The following is an 18,839-nucleotide window of genomic DNA, read 5'->3' as shown; positions in this document are numbered from 1 at the left end:
GCGTTCCTAAGTGTTGAACATGTCAACTCCCCGATCTTCGACCCATCGCTTGACTTTACTTTATATCGTTTCTCTCGGTACAGTGGCATTCCTAGCGCTTTTAGGTCAAGCGATCGTCCAATCGATGCTGTCTCAACAAAAGCAAAATGCAACAGTCGTCGAGATTGCAAGCCGACAGAGAATGCTAAGTTGGCAGTTACGAGAAGCGACTTTGGCACTACAAATTGATTCGACTCAAAGTAATGCGACACAGATTCAAGAGATTGAAAACATTCTCCAAGAGTGGGAGGTTGCCGATCAAAAAGTTCAAAGTGCAATTCGGGAAGCCATGAGTTTTAGCAGGTCTGGCAATGAGATTCGCAATCAAGCGGATGCCCTTGTCCCCTCGCATCGTCGGATTCGGCAAGCAGTTGAAGCGTTGATGCAACTGGAATCGGGTCGGAAGCGACCTGCTCAAACTTTATACTATCTGAAGGAAATTCGAGAAAGTGGGAAAGAATTTTCTGAGCGGATTAATCAGTTGCTGTTGTCTTACAACCAGCAGGCACAAGAAGGAATTGCACAACTCCGAGCGGTAGAACTGAGTCTGTTCGGATTGCTGATGCTGATCTTGCTATTAGAAGGAATTTTGGTGTTTCGTCCTGCGGTTGATCAGTTGCAGAAGGCACTCAATGATCTGGAAGCTTCCCTGTCGATGACGCAAGAGACCGCTCAACAGCTGGCAGCAGAACAAGCCCAGTCCGAACGTCTCCTGTTGAATATTTTGCCAAGCCCGATCGCGCAACGGCTCAAAGAAACGCCCGATGAGATTCAGCCGCATATTGCCGATGGCTTTGGAGATGTAACAGTTCTATTTGCGGATATTGTTGGCTTTACCAGTTTGTCGGCTCGAACCTCGCCCCAGGAGTTGGTGGGGTTATTGAATCAAATTTTTTCGCGCTTCGATCGCTTAGCAGAACAGCATGGATTAGAGAAAATTAAAACGATCGGTGATGCGTATATGGTCGTGGGCGGATTACCACATCCGAGTGACGATCATGCGATCGCAGTCGCGGACATGGCAATTGACATGCAAAAGGCGATTAATCAATTCAATTTAGAGACGGGCGAAGCCTTTAGCATTCGGATTGGAATGAATACGGGTGCAGTCGTTGCGGGCGTGATTGGGTTGCGGAAATTTATTTATGACCTGTGGGGCGATACCGTGAATATTGCAAGTCGTATGGAGTCTCACGGAGTTGCAGGTGGGATTCAAGTCACAGAAGCAACTTATCTGCGGCTAGTAGAGACACATCATTTTGAGCCACGAGGAGTGATTGAGGTAAAAGGGCGCGGAGAAATGATGACCTATTGGTTAAAGAACAGAAAAGATGTTTCCGTTGCAACATCAGAAACCAGCGTTTTATGACGCTCCGGTTGCTCAATGCACGAACAAGCTTGACTCTGCTAATGTCCAGCACTCACGCCTGAGGCTTTAACCTTCTTGAAAAATAGCACTGCAATACCGCTGACGAGCAATGCGAATCCGATGAAGTAAAAGCAATCATTGAACGCTTGAATATAAGCTTCACGGCGCACAACGTTATCGATCGCGGCTAATGCCTGATTTTGAGCGGAGGCTAAATCCGAACCTCGACTGACAAAAAATTGCGTCAGTTGATTCAATCGCTCTTGAGTGGCAGGATTGAAATTAGAAATACTTTCTCCTAAACGGTTGGAGTGAAATTGCTGGCGCTGAGTGAGGAGCGTCGCGATCGCGGCAATACCAATCGACCCACCCAAATTTCGCATCATATTAAACAATCCAGACGCTGATCCCGCTTGATTAGGCGCTAAGCCCGCTGTCGCGACTGTCGAAAGTGGAACCATAATCAAAGGCTGCCCTGCCGCCCGAACCAGTAAAGCAGTTCGCAATTGATCCATCCCGGTCAAATTCGTAAAAGTCGAATTCATAAAACAACTGACAGCAAACAGACTCACCCCAACTCCAATCAAGAGCCGCACATCCACGATTTTCATCAACCGGGGAACAAACGGAATCACCAGTAATTGAGGAAATCCAACCCACATCAGCACTTCACCGATTTGTAGCGCGTTGTATCCCTGAATCTGTCCTAAGTAAAGCGGCAAAATATAAACTGAGCCGTACAGTCCTAACCCAAGTGCAACGTTAATGACACTGGCTAGTCCAAAATTGCGTTCTTTGATCAATCTGAGATCGATAAACGGTTGCCTCCGAGTCAGTTCAATCCAGAAGAAAATACTCAAGAAGATTACAGCAATCACGGCTAATCGAACGATCAAATCAGAGCTAAACCAATCTTTTCGACTGCCTTCTTCAAGCACGACTTGAAAAGATCCAAGCCCGATCGCCATCGCAATCACGCCACCCCAATCGCCATCCCTTAAGCGATCGAGCTGCATCGGGCGGGAATCGATTGCATACCAAACGGCTGTGAGCAATAACACGCCTGGAATCAGATTGATATAAAAAACATAGTGCCAGCTAAAGTTTTCAGTTAACCAACCTCCGAAGGTTGGCCCGATCGATGGTGCAAAGGTTGCTGTAATACCAAACAATGCCATCCCAGTCGGTTGTTTCGACGGTGGTAAAGTCGTCAGCAGCACAGTAAATGCCATTGGAATCAGCACACCACCCGTGAACCCCTGAAGTGCTCGAAACACAATCATCGAGGGTAAATTCCAAGCAAATGCACACAGGATTGAGAAAAGAATGAACAGAGAAGCATTGACGAGGAGATAGCGACGAACTGAGAAGATCTGCGACAGCCAACCTGTCAGCGGAATCACTACAATTTCCGCAACTAAATAAGAAGTCGAAATCCAAGATCCTTCTTCTAAAGTCGCTCCAAGTGCAGCTTGGATATCTCTTAACGACGAATTCGTAATTTGAATATCCAACACTGCCATAAATGCACCCAAGACCGTGCCAAACACCCCGATCCACGTTTTCAATGAAACCTGATCTCGATCGCTAGCAGTAATAGACACGCAATCCTCCAATGATTAGGGATGAGGTTGATAGGGATGAGATTGATTGTATAGGCCGAGGCACGGTTTCATCTTGTGAAGGGATTGGCATCTCGCGCTTTCGCAACCGCATGGCAAACAGCCCTGCAATCACAGCGGCATAGCTAACCGTATCAATCGCAAAACAGGCGGGAATGCCCACTGCTGCGATTAATAATCCTGCGATCGCAGAACCCATCAATCGTGCTCCACTAAAAATTGAAGAATTGAGCGCGATCGCATTTCCTAAATTTTCTGGTCGATCAACTAAATGCACGACAAACGACTGGCGCGCAGGAATATCGACCGCATTGACGCAGCCTTGAAACACACTGAGCGCAATGATATGCCAGAGATCGATCGCGTTGCTAAACGCTAAAACAGCTAACAGCAAAGATTGCAGCATGGACAGAGCCTGAGTCGCAATCAAGATATGTTGACGGTTCCAACGATCAACTAAAACGCCTGCAAACGGACTCAAGAGGAAATTCGGAATTTGCTGCGCGAATCCGACCACTCCCAGAAGTAATGCAGAATTCGTTAAATGATAAACCAGCCAAATTAGGGCTGTTTGGCTCATCCAAGTTCCAATCAAAGAAAGCCCTTGCCCCATGAAAAACAGGCGGTAGTTTCGGGATTCGAGCGCGCGAAACGTCTCTGGAAACTGCATCTTTTAAGTTTCTGAGGAGTGCGCCTCCCAGTGTGAGCGTTTTCAGTGATTGCAAACACTCTCTATCGACGGATTTTGCCAATTAGTCATGGTTTTCGACGGGAATACGATCGGCGATCGAAAATTGATTTTTACCCGATCGTTTAGCGTGATACATGGCTTCATCTGCCTTCTCGATGAGTAGTTCCAAATCATCTGCATGTTCTGGAAAGATCGCAATCCCGATGCTCGTCGTCACCAATAAGGTCTGTCCCGAAATGGCAAATGCTTGTGATAAACGGCTTAAAATCTTTCTAGCGATCTGCGTCACGGTCAGAATGTCTGGAATTGCGGGTAGCAGCACAACAAATTCATCCCCGCCTAAACGCGCGACTGTATCACTCGTTCTTAAACAACCGCTGAGCCGTCTGGCAACTGCCTGTAACAGCAAATCACCAATTGCATGTCCTAATGTGTCATTAATCTGTTTAAATCCGTCTAAATCGAGAAACAGTAAAGCGGTAATTTGATTACTTGCCTTCGTCATCTCGATCGCTTGTTTGATCCGTTCGTACAACAAGATCCGATTCGGTAATCCAGTTAACGCATCATGATTGGCAATATAGTTCAATCTGTCTTGCGATAAGCGTAGTTCCACATTTGACTGATATAACTCTTCGGTTGTTCGTCTCAATTCTTCTTCAATCGTTTTCCGTTGTGTGATGTCGCGAATGACACCGACTAAAAATAGATTTCCAGCCGCATCTTTGTGTAGCGATCGCTTTGTTGCAATGTGGTAAGTCACACCATTCGTGCTTGTAAACTCTTCTTCGTGTTCTAATTCGTTCTTGTATCTGAACACTAATTCATCCTGCTGGTGAAACACATCTGCTTCATGTTCTGGAAAAATTTCGTAATCCGATTTCTCGATTAATTCTTCGAGCGGTTTTCCAAGTAATTTAGAATACGCTTCATTCAGAACTACCCACCGATGCTCAGCATCTTTGACAAATACCGGATCAGGAATGGAATTAATCACACGCGAAAGAAACTCTTTCGATCGCTTTAACTCTTCTTGAGAATGCGCGATCGCAGCAATCACAACCGTGGCTGAAGTGACTAAAGTAATCGCTGCGGGCACAAAGGGCACAATCCACCCTGCCAGAAATAATCCGTAGCAAATTCCGGTAAGTCCCCCACCTAGCAAAACGACTGCCAGAAAACTGCGCTGAGGAGAACGCAGTCGCCAACAAACACTAGTGCCAATTAGCGCCCATGTCCAAATCCAGATGTATTCGACAGGCTCACTCCAACTTTTCAAAAGCCTGCGCTGCCCGAGTGCCACGTTCAAAATTTCGCTAATAAAATTTGCCTGAATTTCCACCCCTGCCACTTCGATAGGCGTACGAGTGAAACCTCCACTAAAGGGTGTGGCTGAAAAATCTTTTAAGCTCGGTGCGAGCGAGCCAATCAAAACAATGCGATCGCGCAACTGCTCGGCTGGCACTTTTCCATCCAAGACATCTTGCATCATCACCGTTCGGAAATGTCCTGCCCCACCTCGAAAATTGGCGATGATCTGATATCCCCCATCATCTGCATTCACATAAACCCCATCATTCTGTTGAAATCGGGGAAATATTGCTTGTCCAAGCTTTAGAATTTTGGCATCATGAGGCGCTCCCTCTTCGCGAATGCCTTGGTTTTCGAGATAGCGCAGCGCTAACATCATCGAGAAACTCCGAAATTTCTGACGATTTTCAAACCAATATAGGACTGCCCGTCGAATCTTGCGATCAGGATCGAAGATCACATTGTTAAATCCAACTTGTCCCAGCTTCTTGAGCGTTGGAGAAGCTGCAACACCTGGACTTTCAGGATCGGGCATTTTCTGAATGCCGATCAGATTCGGCATGGTTTGAAAGGCTCTTTCGAGTTCAGCATTGCCTTCTCTGACGGCGTGATCGCGGTAAATATCCAGCCCGATCGCGCGAGGTTTAGCACTTTCAATTTTGGTCAGTAATCCTGCCAAAGTGCGATCGCTCAACGGCCATCCATGCTGTTGTAATTCCGCTTCTCGAATGCCGACAATCACAATGCGATCGTCAGTTGGCTCCGCCGGACGTGCCTGAAAGAAACTATCGACATAGCTTAATTCCCAGGGCTGAATAATTCCGGTCGTTCGCAGCCCAATCACACTGCCTGCAATTGCAGAAGCTGGAATCCAGACTCTGGCAGTTTGGCGCAGCGTTGTCTTGACTCTGTTCCAAATTTCTTGCCACGGCGCAAATTCTTTGATCATTGCAGTTCACAAACTAGCCTGACGGTACGTACGAGCGCTGAGAACTTCATCATTTATCTGCAATTTCTTTATTCTGCCTTTGCCTAGCCGACCTCAGCGTTAAGTTAGCTTAGTCGAGCAAGGGTCGGGTAAGTCGCCCTTGCGAGCGGGTAGTCAGTACAAGGGGGCTTGTGGCTGGCTACCTTCTTTAATGAATCGCCAGTAGAAATTGCTGGAAGAATTTTATCATTTCGACCCGACGTTCTGAATGGACTCGATCACTTGTACCGCTAACTGGGTGTGATTGAGTCGATCGACTTCGCGGATTCCGGTTGGGCTTGTGACATTCACTTCGGTCAAGTAGCCCCCAATCACATCGATGCCGACAAAGAAAAGCCCATCTCTTTGCAGTGTGGGAGCCAGCATTTTGCAGATGGCTTTTTCGCGATCGGTAATGTCGGTCTGGGCACTTCTGCCCCCAACTGCCATATTGCCTCGAAATTCGTTGCCTGTCGGGATGCGATTGACGGCTCCGATCGGTTCACCATTGAGCAGAATAATCCGCTTGTCGCCGTCTTTGGCTTCGGGCAGATAGGTTTGCACCATAATCGGTAATGTGCCTTGCTGAGTGCTGATTTCAATCATCGAGTTGAGATTGCGATCGCCCGCTTGCAAGAACAAAATTCCTTCGCCCGCTTTTCCGCCTAACGGCTTTAAAACGGCGGTTCCTTGCTGTTCTAAAAATTGCAGGATGACGCGCTTTTCTTGCGTGACGATCGTTTCAGGAATCGCCTCAGTGAATTGCAGCGCATACATTTTTTCATTCGCGGCGCGGATTCCTGACGGTGAGTTGATCACTTTCGTTTTGGCAGGATCAACGTAGTCGAGAATATACGTTGCGTAGAGATAGGCTGTATTGACCGGAGGATCAGTGCGCATGAAGACTGCATCCATGGTTTCGAGAGGAAGAAACACAGGTGCTTCAGTTTGAAACCACTGGTCAACTGCAATCCATCGATTTTCGCCGAGGGTGACTGGGACAAGTGTGACTCGCTCTAAAGTCGCATGGGCTTTGCCTTGAACGACGCTGAGCCGATTTGCCTGTGTGATCCAGACTTCGTGCCCAAGTTGCTGGGCAGCTTCCATAAATGCCACGCTGGTGTCGTGAGTCGGGTCGAGGCGATCGATCGGATCGATGATAAATGCAATTTTCACAGCAGCTCAGTCCGTTAGAGAAAAGTGGGTAGAGTGGGAATTGGAGTCACCAACTCCCAAATTGATCGAGACATTGATCTAGGCAGCAAGCAGCGGATCGAGTTTGCCGGATCGATCCAAGGCGTGAATGTCGTCACACCCTCCGATGTGCTGATTGTTGATAAAAATCTGTGGGACAGAGCGGCGACCGTTTGAGCGTTCTGCCATTTTTGCCCGTCCGGGTTCGTCGCCATCGAGACAATATTCGGTGTACTGCACACCTTTGCGATCGAGTAACGCTTTTGCCCGAATACAGAAGGGACAGGTACTCCAGGTGTAGATTTCAACGTGAGGAGTCATACAAATTTCCTAGCATTAGCAACATTTGTTAATTTTAGACATACTCGGTCGCTTCGCGACGAACCCAGCCATTTAGTGTAAAACGGCTGTCGGCAAAATTGCGCGATCGACAAGAAATCGGTAAGACTTCGTGCAGGCAATGGCTAGGAAAGAACACAATCCGATTATTCACGGGCTGGATGTCTCGGTAAGTCTCTGCTTGAACGTAGTGTCCATTTTCGATTCGCATGTCGTAAAGCCGTAATGCTCCGCCTGAGAAGTTTGTCGGTTCTCGGTTGAAATAATAGACATACGACATGGTTCGAGTTGCTGCATCTGGGCTACCGTTATCGTTATGGATTTTGTAATAGTGACCGTCGTTGTGAGCGGTGAGTTGAATCTCAATTTGTGAGATGGCAAAGGGTTCGATATTCCAGGCATGGAACAGACGCGGCAGGAGCGGTGTGATTTTCTGAATCATCCAGTTTTCATACGCTTCAAAGTGATAGAGAATCCAGGATTTGCGATAGTCGAGGTCGCCAGTTGCAGTGCTGGTTGGGACAAAATCAGCTTCGCGATCGAGCACGTATTTCAACAGATTCAGACGATCCTCATCGGCGAGGAAGTGATCGATTTGGAGAAATTGAGCGGGTTGGTCAAAAGACATAAATTTTGCGATCGTCAACGATGCTATTTCACACGAAATACGATCGCAAAGACTCAACAATTTTCAAAATCGGATTTAAGCCGGATGATAATCTCGTGCAGACGGATCAAATTCCCGATTTGAAGACCGTCCTGGATCGTAGCCTTCATTACGGACGCGACGGCGGAGATCTCCCAAATCTGGAGACGCTTTCACGGCATCTTCAGGCGTAATTTTGCCGAGTAAGATCAACTCACACAACGCTTGGTTCATCACTTGCATTCCTTCATTGGTGCCAGTCTCCATCAATTGGAATGCTTCGATATCATTGCCTTTGAGCAGGTAATCTTGCATTGCAGGTGTATTGAGCAAGATTTCATGCACCGCAGTTCGATGTCCGTCTGTCGTCGGTAACAATTGCTGAGCCACAACCGAAATCAGAGATTCTAAAATCTGAACTCTCATCGCGTCCTGCTCATCCGGCGTATAGATATTCAGCAGACGATTCACAGTTGCGATCGCGCTTTTTGTGTGCAGGGTTCCAAGGACTAAATGCCCAGTTTGAGCCGCTTTTAAGGCTGTATCGACCGTGACGCGATCGCGCATTTCCCCGATCAAAATTACGTCTGGATCTTCGCGCAAAACCGCTCTGAGTGCGTGTTCAAACTCATGCGTATGCAGTCCGACCTCTCGTTGGCTAATCAGGCAATTCTGCGAGGTGTGAACATACTCAATCGGATCTTCGATCGTGACAATATGGCGCTGATCGGTCTCGTTCAAGTGGCGAATCATTGCCGCGATCGAGGTCGATTTTCCGGAGCCAGTGGGTCCTGTGAGGAGAATCAAGCCTTGCTGATAGCTGACTAGATGTTTGAGCACTGAAGGTAAGCCCAGTCGATCGATCGTGGGAACCTCTAGACTAATCAGACGAAGTACGATCGCGCCGCCCGTCAAACTCTCAAAGCAGTTCACCCGGCAGCGGACGAAACCAGGATAGAAGATGGCGGTATCAAGTTCTTTCTCTTGCCGAAACCGTTCGCACTGTTCGGGAGTGAGCATCTCGGCTAAAAAGCGATCGAACATTTCGGGGGTGACTGCGGCTTGATTTTGCCGGATCATTTGCCCTCGAATCCGATAGCGAACGGGTTCACCCACGCGCAGGTGAATATCAGATGCCTGTTTCGCATACGCATCTTGAACGAGTTGTCGAATCGTCGGCACTGAACTCGGTGGCATCGATCGCGGCGTAGCGGGAACTGGATTGCGTTTGGCTCCGAGAGGAATGGAAGGAGGAGGAACCGCAACAGGTTCAGTCAGCGATCGAGAACGCGAGCTAGATTTAACCGACTCGTCAAAAGGATTTACTTGTGTCATATACTCAGGCTTCCGTATTTCGCCGGGATCGAGGGGAATGGGCAAGTTGACGAGGGGGCGGCTAGAGAAATACTCTGATTCCCCAGACTGTACCTGATGGCATGGCATCGTAGAAATACGGAGAGAAAAAGTTTGCAGAAAGTTTTTGTACGGATAAAGCACTGAGGCTGTGATCAGCTGAGCGAAAAATTCCGGGAAACTCTTCATCGAAAAGGTTCTCTCGGTTCACAGTCTGGTGCATTCTGAAATCACGTCCCTTTGCAAAGCCTTTACAGAACTCTCATGCGTATCTCTCGCCTTACAGACTGGCTCGAATCTCATTGGATCAATCCGGCTTATAGCGGTGGGTTGTTGGCGGGGATGGGCATTTTCTTCTTTCTCGCGGCGACGAATTCGATGTCCGGTTGGCTATATGTCATGAGCGGCGTTGTGTTGGCGCTGTTGGCGATCGCGGCTATGCTCTCCCGACGAACGCTGTCCCGATTATCAATCACCCGCCGTCCAATTCAGCCCGTGAGTGTCGGTGAGAATTTAACGATCGAGTTGTTTATTCAAAATCCGACTCGACAAAGAAAAACTTTGATTCAAGCAACCGATTTCATTCCGTCTGTCTTCGGCAAGCCTGTTGAAAAGGTTGTGGAATTGATTCATCCAGCCACGCCGTATTACTGGGTTTACCAGCATCGAGCCGAGCAGCGGGGAATTTACCGCTGGCATGAAGTGCAACTGCGAACGGCAGCTCCTTTGGGTTTGTTTTGGTATCGCAAGACGTTTCGAGCCGATGCGATCGCGGTGATTTACCCACAGGTTTTGCCGTTGAGCCGCTGCCCGTTGATTGATCAGATTGGGCAAGAGATGAGTTTGCAAATGCAGTCGCAGCGGGCGCAGAATTCGACGCAGGGCATCACTCGATCGCTGCGTCCCTATCGTTGGGGCGATCCGATGCGGATGATTCATTGGCGCAGTAGTGCTCGGTATGGCGAGTTGCGCGTGCGAGAGTTAGAGATTTTAACCAGTGGGCAAGAGATTGTGATTGCCTTAGATAGTGCGGCAACTTGGGATCGTGAAGCATTTGAGCAGGCAGTCACGACTGCGGCATCGCTGTATTTTTACGGAGAGCGACAGACCTTGAGCATTCGAGTGTGGACAGCAGAATCTGGGGCAATCCGGGGACGGCAACTGGTTTTGGAAACCTTAGCAGAAATTCAGCCGCATCAGGATGTGAAATCAGATCGGTTGCCTGAAGGAACCATCGTTTGGCTGACGCAGAATTCGAGCAGTTTGAATACACTTCCGAGTGGAAGTCGCTGGGTCTTGTGGGGACAGGGACAGACGACAGCGAACTTGGGAATTCGGGTGGAACAAGAGCGATCGCTGCAGGCGCAGTTGCAAGATAGTGTTTAGCGATAAAATCACAGCATGGACACAGACATCCCAGAAGAATTTTGGCAGGGAATCGAGCAATTTAATCAGGGCGAATTCTACGCCTGCCATGACACCTTAGAAGCGATTTGGATCGAAGCTCCTGTCGTCGATAAAAAATTCTATCAGGGCATTTTACAGATTGCGGTGGGACTCTACCATTTAGGCAATTACAACTGGCGCGGAGCCGTCATTCTGATAGGGGAGGGATTAAATCGATTAAGCGACTATCAACCTGAATATGGTGGGATTGAGGTTGAGCAACTCATAGAAGATGTATCAGCCTTACTCAGTGAAATTCAAGCCGCAGGACAAGATCGCGTTGATCAAATCGTTTTGACTGACGATCCACCACTTGAATCTGTCGATAAAATTTTTCTCCGTCCACCAATCATCCAGAAAATCACAGCAAATCGTTGAAGAGTCATGTATGTAGAAACTTGTCTTCGTGATCGCTCGTCTTGAACTTTATTCGCACGATCGCCCGATGTCAAAGAATTCATTGATCGCATACGCTTAACTTTCTGATAGTGATATATTCGATTCGTCCTGTTCACCCTCATCCCCAGTCTCCACTCATGTCTCGCTTCTCCGTTCGTTCTCTCCTAGTTCTGCCGATCATCGCCGCTGCTGTGCTTGCGAATGGACGTGTTTCTATCGCTCAAGCACCCGCAGGCTCGACTCCGCTTACCTTGCGCGCCAATAGTACTGAGGCAAACGCGAAAACAGGGGTTGTCGTTGCAAAAGGTAACGTCCAGATTAACTATCCTGCTCGTCAGATTCAAGCCACTTCTGCTCAAGCCATTTATTACAGCAACGAACGCCGGATTGTTCTGCAAGGGGATGTCTACGTCTTGCAACAGGGCAATAGTTTGCGGGGAGAAACGATTACGTATTTAGTCGATGAAGGGCGGTTTGTGGCGCTCCCTCAACCGAATAAACAAGTAGAAGCGGTCTATTTGATTGAAGCACCTGCGGCTCCTGCTTCGCCTGCACCTGCGGCTCCTGCTCCTTTTAGCCCACAATCTCAGTTTCGGTCGAGTCGTTAACGAGTTACGTCCCCTCTTTTTCAGGTTTTAGGAGCGGGTTTTGAGAATCGTTCTAGAAAATATTCACAAATCGTTTGGCGATCGCCCAGTGGTGAATCGCGTCAGTTTGTCTGTGGGTCAAGGTGAGATTGTCGGGCTGCTTGGTCCCAACGGAGCCGGAAAGACGACGACGTTTTATATCGCAACTGGGCTAGAAAAACCAGACAGCGGTAAGGTTTGGTTGAATGATAAAGAAGTGACGGATCTCTCGATCGACAAACGCGCTCATCTCGGAGTTGGCTATCTTGCTCAAGAAGCGAGCATTTTTCGCTATTTAACCGTACGAGAAAATATTCTACTCGTGCTGGAGCAAACCAAGGTTCCGCGCTGGCAGTGGAACGATCGCTTAAACAGTTTGCTGAAAGAATTTCGATTAGAAAAAGTTGCCTCTTCGCTCGGAATTCAAGTGTCGGGTGGAGAACGTCGTCGGACAGAACTCGCGCGGGCTTTGGCAACAGGGGTAGACGGACCCAAATTTTTATTATTAGACGAACCGTTTGCAGGCGTTGACCCGATCGCCGTTGCTGAAATCCAGACGATCGTGGCGCAATTGCGCGATCGCCATATGGGGATTCTGATCACCGATCATAATGTGCGCGAGACGTTAGCCATTATCGATCGCGCTTACATCATGCGAGATGGTCAGATTCTTGCCTCGGGCAGTGCTGAGGAACTTTACAACAATCCCTTAGTCCGCCAGTATTATCTCGGTGACAATTTTCAACCCTAGATTATGTCTTTAGCTCCTACCCGCGCGCCGATTTCGGTTCTCGATCGCTATATTGCTGGACAATTGACGGGTCCATTTATCTTTGGCGTGGCAGCGTTTACATCGATTCTGGTGTCGGTAGGAGCGGTGTTTGATCTGATTCGCCAGATGACAGAAATGGGCTTGCCGTTGTCGATCGCAACTCGCGTTTTTCTCTTGCGACTGCCAGAGTTTGCTAGCCTTTCTTTTCCAATGGCAACCTTGCTTTCGACGTTAATGGTCTATAGTCGGCTTTCGACTGACAGTGAGTTGATTGCGCTGCGAAGTGTCGGGATTAGCATCTATCGACTGGTTGCACCTGCGATCGTGTTGAGCTTTCTCGTTTCTGTGATGACTTTTGGCTTTAATGAAGCAATTGTTCCGGCAGCAAAATATCAAGCGACTCAAACGCTATCACAAGCATTAAAGCAAGATAAGCCGAAGTTTGATGAGAAGAATATTGTCTTTCAGCAGTATCGCGATGAGAAGCAGCCCGATGGAAAGAGTGTACAAATGCTCGATCGGATTTTTTATGCTCAACGATTCGACGGGCAGCAAATGAAGGGCTTAACCGTACTGGATTTCTCTCAAAACGGGGTGAATCAGATCATTAGTGCAGATTCTGCTCGCTGGAACTATGAGGATCAAACCTGGGACTTTTTCAGTGGCACAATTTACCTAGTTGATCCGAATGCGTCTTACCGCAATATTCTCAAATTCGAGCGGCAGCAGATTCAATTGCCCCGAACCCCGCTGGATTTAGCCACTCACAAAACTGATTCGGCAGAGATGAATATTGCCGAAGTTCAGGATTATCTCCAATTGGTCAACCAAAGTGGCGATGAGAAGCGCGCCAATCAATTGAGAATGAGAATTCAGCAGAAAATTGCCTTTCCATTTGTGTGCTTGGTTTTTGGATTAGCAGGTTCGACGTTGGGCACGAAACCCCGACGAGGCGGCAGAGGTGCAAGTTTTGCGATTAGTATTTTGATCATTTTTACTTACTACCTGCTGTCGTTTGTTTGTGATGCGTTTGGGCGGTTGGAGATTTTCACGCCGATCTTGGCAGCTTGGTTGCCGACTGTGTTGGGACTGGGGGCAGTGAGTTGGCTATTAGTACGGGCAGCAAAATGATGGACAAGCCTTTGTTTTTGCGCGACCTTTGGTACTATGCGCTGCCGGGTGGAAGTTTGAAGCCGGGACAAACGATCGCGAAAACCCTGCTCAATGAACCGATTTTACTCGGCAGGACTCAGGCGGGCAAAGTCTTTGCACTGAGAGATATCTGTCCGCATCGGGCTGTTCCGCTGAGTTGCGGGCGATTTGACGGTACTGAGGTGGAATGTGCTTACCACGGCTGGAAGTTTGACGCAGCCGGACAATGTACTGCGATTCCAGCGTTGACTGAGGATCAAACGTTAGATTTTTCTAAATTTCGAGTGCGATCGTATCCAATTCGAGAAGCACAAGGCAATATTTGGATTTACATCGGAGAGCAGTCTCCCCAAGATGAACCGCCTCAAGTCCCTGGCTTTGACACGACGTATCAAGCCGCTGTTGTGATGAACTTTCCAACGTACTTAGATCATGCGGTAGTTGGGTTAATGGATCCAGCACATGTGCCTTTTGTGCATCGAGCCTGGTGGTGGCGGGCTGATCCGACCCTGGCAGAAGAAGTAAAAACGTTTGATCCGTCTCCGCTCGGATTTACGATGCGGCGGCATAAATTAGAGCGATCGACCTTTCTTTACGATCTAGTAGGCGGTGATCCAGAAGTCGAAATCTCATTCCAACTCCCAGGAGTACGATTTGAGCAAGTGATTACAAAGCGACATCGAGTCTGCAATCTAACGACGATGACTCCGCTGAATGATACCGAGACAGAAGTTACTACGCTCTTTTATTCAACAATCCCTTGGTTCAATCTGTTGAAGCCCTTTTTACTTCCGCTCACTCGAACATTCTTGAATCAAGATCGAGACATGGTCGTCAAACAGAAGATTGGATTACAGCACAATCCAGGCTTGATGTTGATCAAAGATGCAGATACTCAGGCGCGATGGTACTACCAATTGAAGGCAGAATTTGCGCGATCGCAATCTGAACATCGAGCCTTCATTAATCCTGTCAAAGAGCAAACTTTGAGATGGCGAAGCTGATTGACTGACAATAAAGGCGAGGAGCATTTTCCATAACAGTAATTGAAGTGGTGTGGTAATCCCTAGATGACGGGATTTTGCTCCTCGCCTCCAGTTTTGTCAGTTAACCAGCGTCACAGCTTATGGACTTAATGCTAGTAGTCCATAAGCTGTGACAGGTAGGTTGGATGGGGATTACACAAGGCGAACTTTTGTTCCCTATCTTTGCGTTAGCTTCTCAGTCCTTTCGCGAATGCGTTCTTCCTGTTCTCTGAGTTCAGGTGTCAATGCTTCACCAAAGTCATCTGCCTCGAACACTGGACGAATCTCAATCTCGGAGTCTCCCGGCATGGGGTTGGGGCAACGCTTCACCCAATCGATCGCTTCTTCGAGCGATTGCACTTGCCACAGCCAATACCCAGCAATCAGTTCTTTGGTTTCCGTAAAAGGACCATCAATAACCGTTCGATTCGTTCCAGAAAATTGAACCCGTGCCCCTTTCGAGCTAGGATGCAGTCCCTCGCCTGCTAGCATAATGCCAGCCTTGACCAATTCTTCGTTATACTTTCCCATTTCGGTTAGCAGTTGTTCACTGGGCATCACACCAGCTTCCGAGTCTTGAGTCGCTTTTACTATTACCATGACTTTCATCGTTGAATCTCCCGTGGTTGAGTGTAATTGAGTGTGATTGTGTCGTTACATTGATAGGTATCCAGCAGAGATGCCTTTCGGAGAGTCGCGATCGCAATAACTAATCTGACGGCAAGTTTGATAGCTCCAGAACAGGACGGATTTCGACCGTACCGACACGGGCACTAGGGATGCTTCCAGCGATCGCGATCGCTTCATCGAGATCCTTTGCATCGATCAGGAAGTAACCGCCGAGTTGTTCGCGAGTTTCAGCAAATGGACCATCGGTGATCATCCGTTTGCCGTCCCGAACCCGAACGCTTGTTGCGGTTGAAACAGGGTGCAACGGTGACGCACCCAAATATTGTCCCTTTGCTTGGAGTTCTTGCGTCAGTTGAATCGACTCAGCATAGCAGTGCTCCCGTTCACTCTCGCTCCATGCAGTTTCGTCACTGTAAATCAACAGCATGTATTTCATGGGTTTGAACCTGATCGTTGAACTAGGATTTGCGCCAGTAGTGACCCGTCATAAACTGATGCCAGTTGCCGTCTTCTCCTAAAATTTGGGAGGTCAAAATCCGGTGGTCGTTGCTAACAAACGTAATAATATCTTGATATTTTGCTAACGCGGTTTCAGTGCAACTGGGTCCTTCGGTATCTAGTGTGAGCACGGTTTCGGTTGCGTCCAGAGAACCGTTGTAAAGCCAAAGATGGGACATCATGGAGCAGACAAAGGTTCCGATATAGCGATCGTTTTGCGGGTCATACCCTAGGGTTACGATTGTTGTTCCCATTTCTCCATTTGGCGTTTCGCCTTGACCTTCAGCGATAATCCAGAGTCCACCTAGCGATTTCACAATTTCAGTTCCCTTAAATTTTGAGGGTGGTTGAGCGGGTTCCATTTGGCATTCTGATTCGTAATTCCATTCCCCAATCAGTTTGTCTAACCATTGGTGTTGCTTTTGTAATGTTGCTTGCATTGTTTTTCTCCGTAGTTAATGAGTCAAGTAGCGAACTCAAACTTTGTCACTGACGCATTGATTTTCATCCACCGGGCGAATTTCAAAGGAACCAAAACGGACACCCGGATGCTTTGACATCAACTGGATCGCGTGGTTCAGATCTCTGGCTTCCAGCACCAAAAATCCGCCGAGTTGTTCTTTGGTTTCTGCGTAGGGTCCATCGGTAACAGCAACCTGACCATTGTGGTATTGCAGGGTTGCCGCATTGCGAACACTTTGTAGGGCTTCTCCACCCATGAAGTGTCCACCCTGACACAATTCGTCATCGTAGGCAAAACATTTTTCCATCAGAGTAGTACGATCGCGCTCTGGCATCTCGTGCCACTTGCGTTCTTCCATATAGCCAAGGCAAATAAATTTCATCCGCTCCTCCAAACTAGAGAATGGGTGCTTTCATTGATTAGTCGTTCGGGATTCCCACAAATCGACATCCCGTTAAAAATTTTTTTCACCTAATTCGCGCAGGCGTTTTTCCAGGAATCGGCGTTCGGGTTCCTGTCGCACTAAGGCAAGGGCGCGGTGATAGGATTCCTTGGCATCGGCAAGCTTACCCAAGCGTCGGCACAAATCCGCCCGTGCCGCATGAGCGAGGTGATAGTCGGACAATTCACCTTGCTCTAAAATGCCATCAACCAGTTGCAGTCCTGCCCCTGCACCCTCTTGCATTGCGACGGCAACAGCTCGGTTCAATCGCACGATCGGCGAAGGTACCACCTGCGCTAGGAGGTTATACAATGCCACGATTTGTCCCCAGTCGGTTGCCTCTGCACTGGGCGCTTCAGCATGGACAGCCGCGATCGCGGCTTGCAGCGTATACACCCCAATCTGCGGGGCAGCTAATGCCTGTTCCACCCATCGCTGACCTTCTGCAATTTGCTCTCGGTTCCAAAGAGAACGATCTTGATCCTCTAACAAAATTAAATCTCCTTCCGGTGAGGAGCGGGCAGTCCGGCGTGACTCCTGAAATAGCATGAGTGCGAGAAGTCCCATGCCTTCTGCATCGGGCAGGAGTTCAACCAGGAGACACCCTAAGCGAATCGCTTCGGTTGACAAATCCGGTCGCGTCACAAACTCACCGGATGAAGCGGAATACCCTTCATTGAAGACGAGATAGATGACTGATAATACTGCATCGAACCGTTCGGGAAGATCTGCGATCGCAGGTACGACGTAAGGAATGCGAGCATCTCGAATTTTTGCTTTGCCCCGCACAATCCGTTGGGCAATGGTGGAGGGTGTGGACAAAAAGGCACTGGCAATTTCCTCCGTTTTCAGACCACAGATCTCCCGCAGGGTCAGGGCAACTTGGGTATTGAGCGAAAGGGCGGGATGGCAGCACGTAAAAATCAGCCGCAACCGATCATCTTCAACTTCATTGTCTTCTAACACGAGGGAATTTTCTGCGTGTTCAAGTCGTGCTCCCAGTTCTCCCAGTGAAGCATCAAAGCGAAATCGACGACGCAGGGTATCGATCGCTTTAAATCGTCCGGTCGAAACTAACCAGGATATGGGATTGTGTGGCACCCCGTCCCGTGTCCACTGTTCTATTGCTGCCGCAAATGCTTCGTGCAGCGCCTCTTCTGCAAGGTCGAAGTCCCCCAACAGTCGGATCAGAGTTGCGAAAACCCGACGGGACTCAGTGCGATAGAAATGGTCTACCGTCTGGCGAGCTTGTTCGATCGAATGTTCATCCATCACTTAGACCTCAACGCCTTATAGATCGGGATAGTGACTAACAGTGAATTTGATCACCTTGGATGTTTAGGAAATGCCCCATGAACGGGAACACAGCCGAAATCGTTTGTTCCATAAAGCCTCTCTTGCACTGCATGATCAGGATGAGAGATCGCAACTATCAAGCCTGTTTTATAGTACAAGAGTTTTACTCACATTACAACTATGCCAAAGGAATGTTCTTTGTTGATTGATTTGTTTGGGTGAGAGATGTGTTCGTGTGACTGAAGGTAATTGCTCAACCAGGTTTATCTAATTTTGATGCTATTTCCCGTATCCTTCCCTCACTGCAGACCGATTGGCTACTAGGTTGAGCAATTACAGATATTGATTGGAGGTAAGGCTATGATTTCCTCAGTAATGGCACATCTGAAAACAAAGGAGACACGCAACGATGCCCAAGCTCGGAAAGAGTAGAAGTTTTGGCTCATGCGACGGCTGTATGAGCACGGTTATGAGCGACCACATATACTGAACTTATTCTGTTTTTTGGATTGGATGCTGGAATTACCTGAGGCACTGAAGCAAGCATTTCAGGCTGAAC

Annotated in this window: 19 protein-coding genes; 7 read left to right on the top strand and 12 right to left on the bottom strand. The window is 48.3% G+C overall.

Annotated elements, in window-relative coordinates; genetic code table 11:
* The first annotated feature begins 19 nt into the window (after positions 1-19).
* The gene (locus ACMUEV_RS01300) at positions 20-1,408 is read left to right on the top strand and encodes an adenylate/guanylate cyclase domain-containing protein (protein WP_190649671.1); all 1,389 of its coding nucleotides are present in this window, start codon (positions 20-22) and stop codon (positions 1,406-1,408) included.
* A 38-nt stretch (positions 1,409-1,446) separates the two neighbouring features.
* Here the strand turns inward: ACMUEV_RS01300 and ACMUEV_RS01295 are convergent, their stop codons facing one another.
* The 7 genes from ACMUEV_RS01295 to ACMUEV_RS01265 all read right to left on the bottom strand — a co-directional run bounded on the left by ACMUEV_RS01295 (position 1,447) and on the right by ACMUEV_RS01265 (position 9,513).
* Positions 1,447-3,012 carry a DHA2 family efflux MFS transporter permease subunit gene (locus ACMUEV_RS01295; RefSeq protein ID WP_190649673.1) on the bottom strand — a complete coding sequence of 522 codons (1,566 nt, stop codon included), beginning with the start codon at positions 3,010-3,012 and terminating at the stop codon, positions 1,447-1,449.
* Positions 2,996-3,700 carry an MFS transporter gene (locus ACMUEV_RS01290; RefSeq protein WP_190649676.1) on the bottom strand — a complete coding sequence of 235 codons (705 nt, stop codon included), beginning with the start codon at positions 3,698-3,700 and terminating at the stop codon, positions 2,996-2,998. The genes ACMUEV_RS01295 and ACMUEV_RS01290 overlap by 17 nt, the downstream gene beginning before the upstream one ends.
* Positions 3,701-3,782: 82 nt before the next feature.
* Positions 3,783-5,981, bottom strand: coding sequence for a CHASE2 domain-containing protein (locus tag ACMUEV_RS01285; protein WP_190649678.1), 2,199 nt, complete (start codon positions 5,979-5,981; stop codon positions 3,783-3,785).
* 225 nt (positions 5,982-6,206) lie between these two features.
* Positions 6,207-7,175, bottom strand: coding sequence for a glutathione synthase (gshB, locus tag ACMUEV_RS01280; protein WP_190649680.1), 969 nt, complete (start codon positions 7,173-7,175; stop codon positions 6,207-6,209).
* Between the two features lie 78 nt (positions 7,176-7,253).
* The gene (gene grxC, locus ACMUEV_RS01275) at positions 7,254-7,514 is read right to left on the bottom strand and encodes a glutaredoxin 3 (protein ID WP_190649682.1); all 261 of its coding nucleotides are present in this window, start codon (positions 7,512-7,514) and stop codon (positions 7,254-7,256) included.
* Positions 7,515-7,548: 34 nt separating this feature from the next.
* Entirely contained in the window at positions 7,549-8,160 is a 612-nt protein-coding gene (locus ACMUEV_RS01270) for a 2OG-Fe(II) oxygenase (protein ID WP_190649684.1), read from the bottom strand.
* Between the two features lie 75 nt (positions 8,161-8,235).
* Positions 8,236-9,513: a type IV pilus twitching motility protein PilT gene (locus tag ACMUEV_RS01265; RefSeq protein WP_017291108.1), complete on the bottom strand. Its 1,278-nt coding sequence runs from the start codon at positions 9,511-9,513 to the stop codon at positions 8,236-8,238.
* 282 nt (positions 9,514-9,795) lie between these two features.
* Between ACMUEV_RS01265 and ACMUEV_RS01260 the strand changes: the two genes are divergently transcribed.
* From ACMUEV_RS01260 to ACMUEV_RS01235, 6 genes are all read left to right on the top strand, one after another.
* Positions 9,796-10,917: a DUF58 domain-containing protein gene (locus ACMUEV_RS01260; RefSeq protein WP_190649687.1), complete on the top strand. Its 1,122-nt coding sequence runs from the start codon at positions 9,796-9,798 to the stop codon at positions 10,915-10,917.
* A gap of 15 nt (positions 10,918-10,932) precedes the next feature.
* Positions 10,933-11,355 carry a DUF309 domain-containing protein gene (locus tag ACMUEV_RS01255; protein ID WP_190649689.1) on the top strand — a complete coding sequence of 141 codons (423 nt, stop codon included), beginning with the start codon at positions 10,933-10,935 and terminating at the stop codon, positions 11,353-11,355.
* Positions 11,356-11,513: 158 nt separating this feature from the next.
* The gene (locus tag ACMUEV_RS01250) at positions 11,514-11,984 is read left to right on the top strand and encodes an LptA/OstA family protein (protein ID WP_017291111.1); all 471 of its coding nucleotides are present in this window, start codon (positions 11,514-11,516) and stop codon (positions 11,982-11,984) included.
* A gap of 40 nt (positions 11,985-12,024) precedes the next feature.
* Positions 12,025-12,753, top strand: coding sequence for an LPS export ABC transporter ATP-binding protein (gene lptB, locus ACMUEV_RS01245; protein ID WP_017291112.1), 729 nt, complete (start codon positions 12,025-12,027; stop codon positions 12,751-12,753).
* A gap of 3 nt (positions 12,754-12,756) precedes the next feature.
* Entirely contained in the window at positions 12,757-13,905 is a 1,149-nt protein-coding gene (locus tag ACMUEV_RS01240) for an LptF/LptG family permease (RefSeq protein ID WP_017291113.1), read from the top strand.
* Positions 13,902-14,930, top strand: coding sequence for an aromatic ring-hydroxylating oxygenase subunit alpha (locus ACMUEV_RS01235; protein WP_026149007.1), 1,029 nt, complete (start codon positions 13,902-13,904; stop codon positions 14,928-14,930). The genes ACMUEV_RS01240 and ACMUEV_RS01235 overlap by 4 nt, the downstream gene beginning before the upstream one ends.
* A 198-nt stretch (positions 14,931-15,128) precedes the next feature.
* Here the strand turns inward: ACMUEV_RS01235 and ACMUEV_RS01230 are convergent, their stop codons facing one another.
* From ACMUEV_RS01230 to ACMUEV_RS01210, 5 genes are all read right to left on the bottom strand, one after another.
* A complete protein-coding gene (locus ACMUEV_RS01230; RefSeq protein WP_190649691.1) occupies positions 15,129-15,560 on the bottom strand; it encodes a YciI family protein in 432 nt (143 codons plus the stop codon).
* Positions 15,561-15,660: 100 nt separating this feature from the next.
* Positions 15,661-16,017 (bottom strand): YciI family protein, encoded by a 357-nt coding sequence (locus ACMUEV_RS01225; RefSeq protein WP_190649693.1) that lies wholly within the window; start codon positions 16,015-16,017, stop codon positions 15,661-15,663.
* A 22-nt stretch (positions 16,018-16,039) separates the two neighbouring features.
* Positions 16,040-16,519, bottom strand: coding sequence for a DUF1579 domain-containing protein (locus tag ACMUEV_RS01220; protein ID WP_190649694.1), 480 nt, complete (start codon positions 16,517-16,519; stop codon positions 16,040-16,042).
* Positions 16,520-16,555: 36 nt separating this feature from the next.
* Complete coding sequence (locus ACMUEV_RS01215; protein ID WP_190649696.1) at positions 16,556-16,924, bottom strand: YciI family protein; 369 nt, start codon at positions 16,922-16,924, stop codon at positions 16,556-16,558.
* 72 nt (positions 16,925-16,996) lie between these two features.
* The gene (locus tag ACMUEV_RS01210; protein WP_190649698.1) at positions 16,997-18,256 is read right to left on the bottom strand and encodes an RNA polymerase sigma factor; all 1,260 of its coding nucleotides are present in this window, start codon (positions 18,254-18,256) and stop codon (positions 16,997-16,999) included.
* Between the last annotated feature and the right edge of the window lie 583 nt (positions 18,257-18,839).

Origin of the sequence: Leptolyngbya sp. FACHB-1624, assembly GCF_047649235.1 — a bacterium.
Taxonomy (GTDB): Bacteria; Cyanobacteriota; Cyanobacteriia; order Leptolyngbyales; family Leptolyngbyaceae; genus Leptolyngbya; species Leptolyngbya boryana.
The sequence above is the reverse complement of the archived record's forward strand: the minus strand, read 5'-3'. Positions and strand labels throughout refer to the sequence as shown.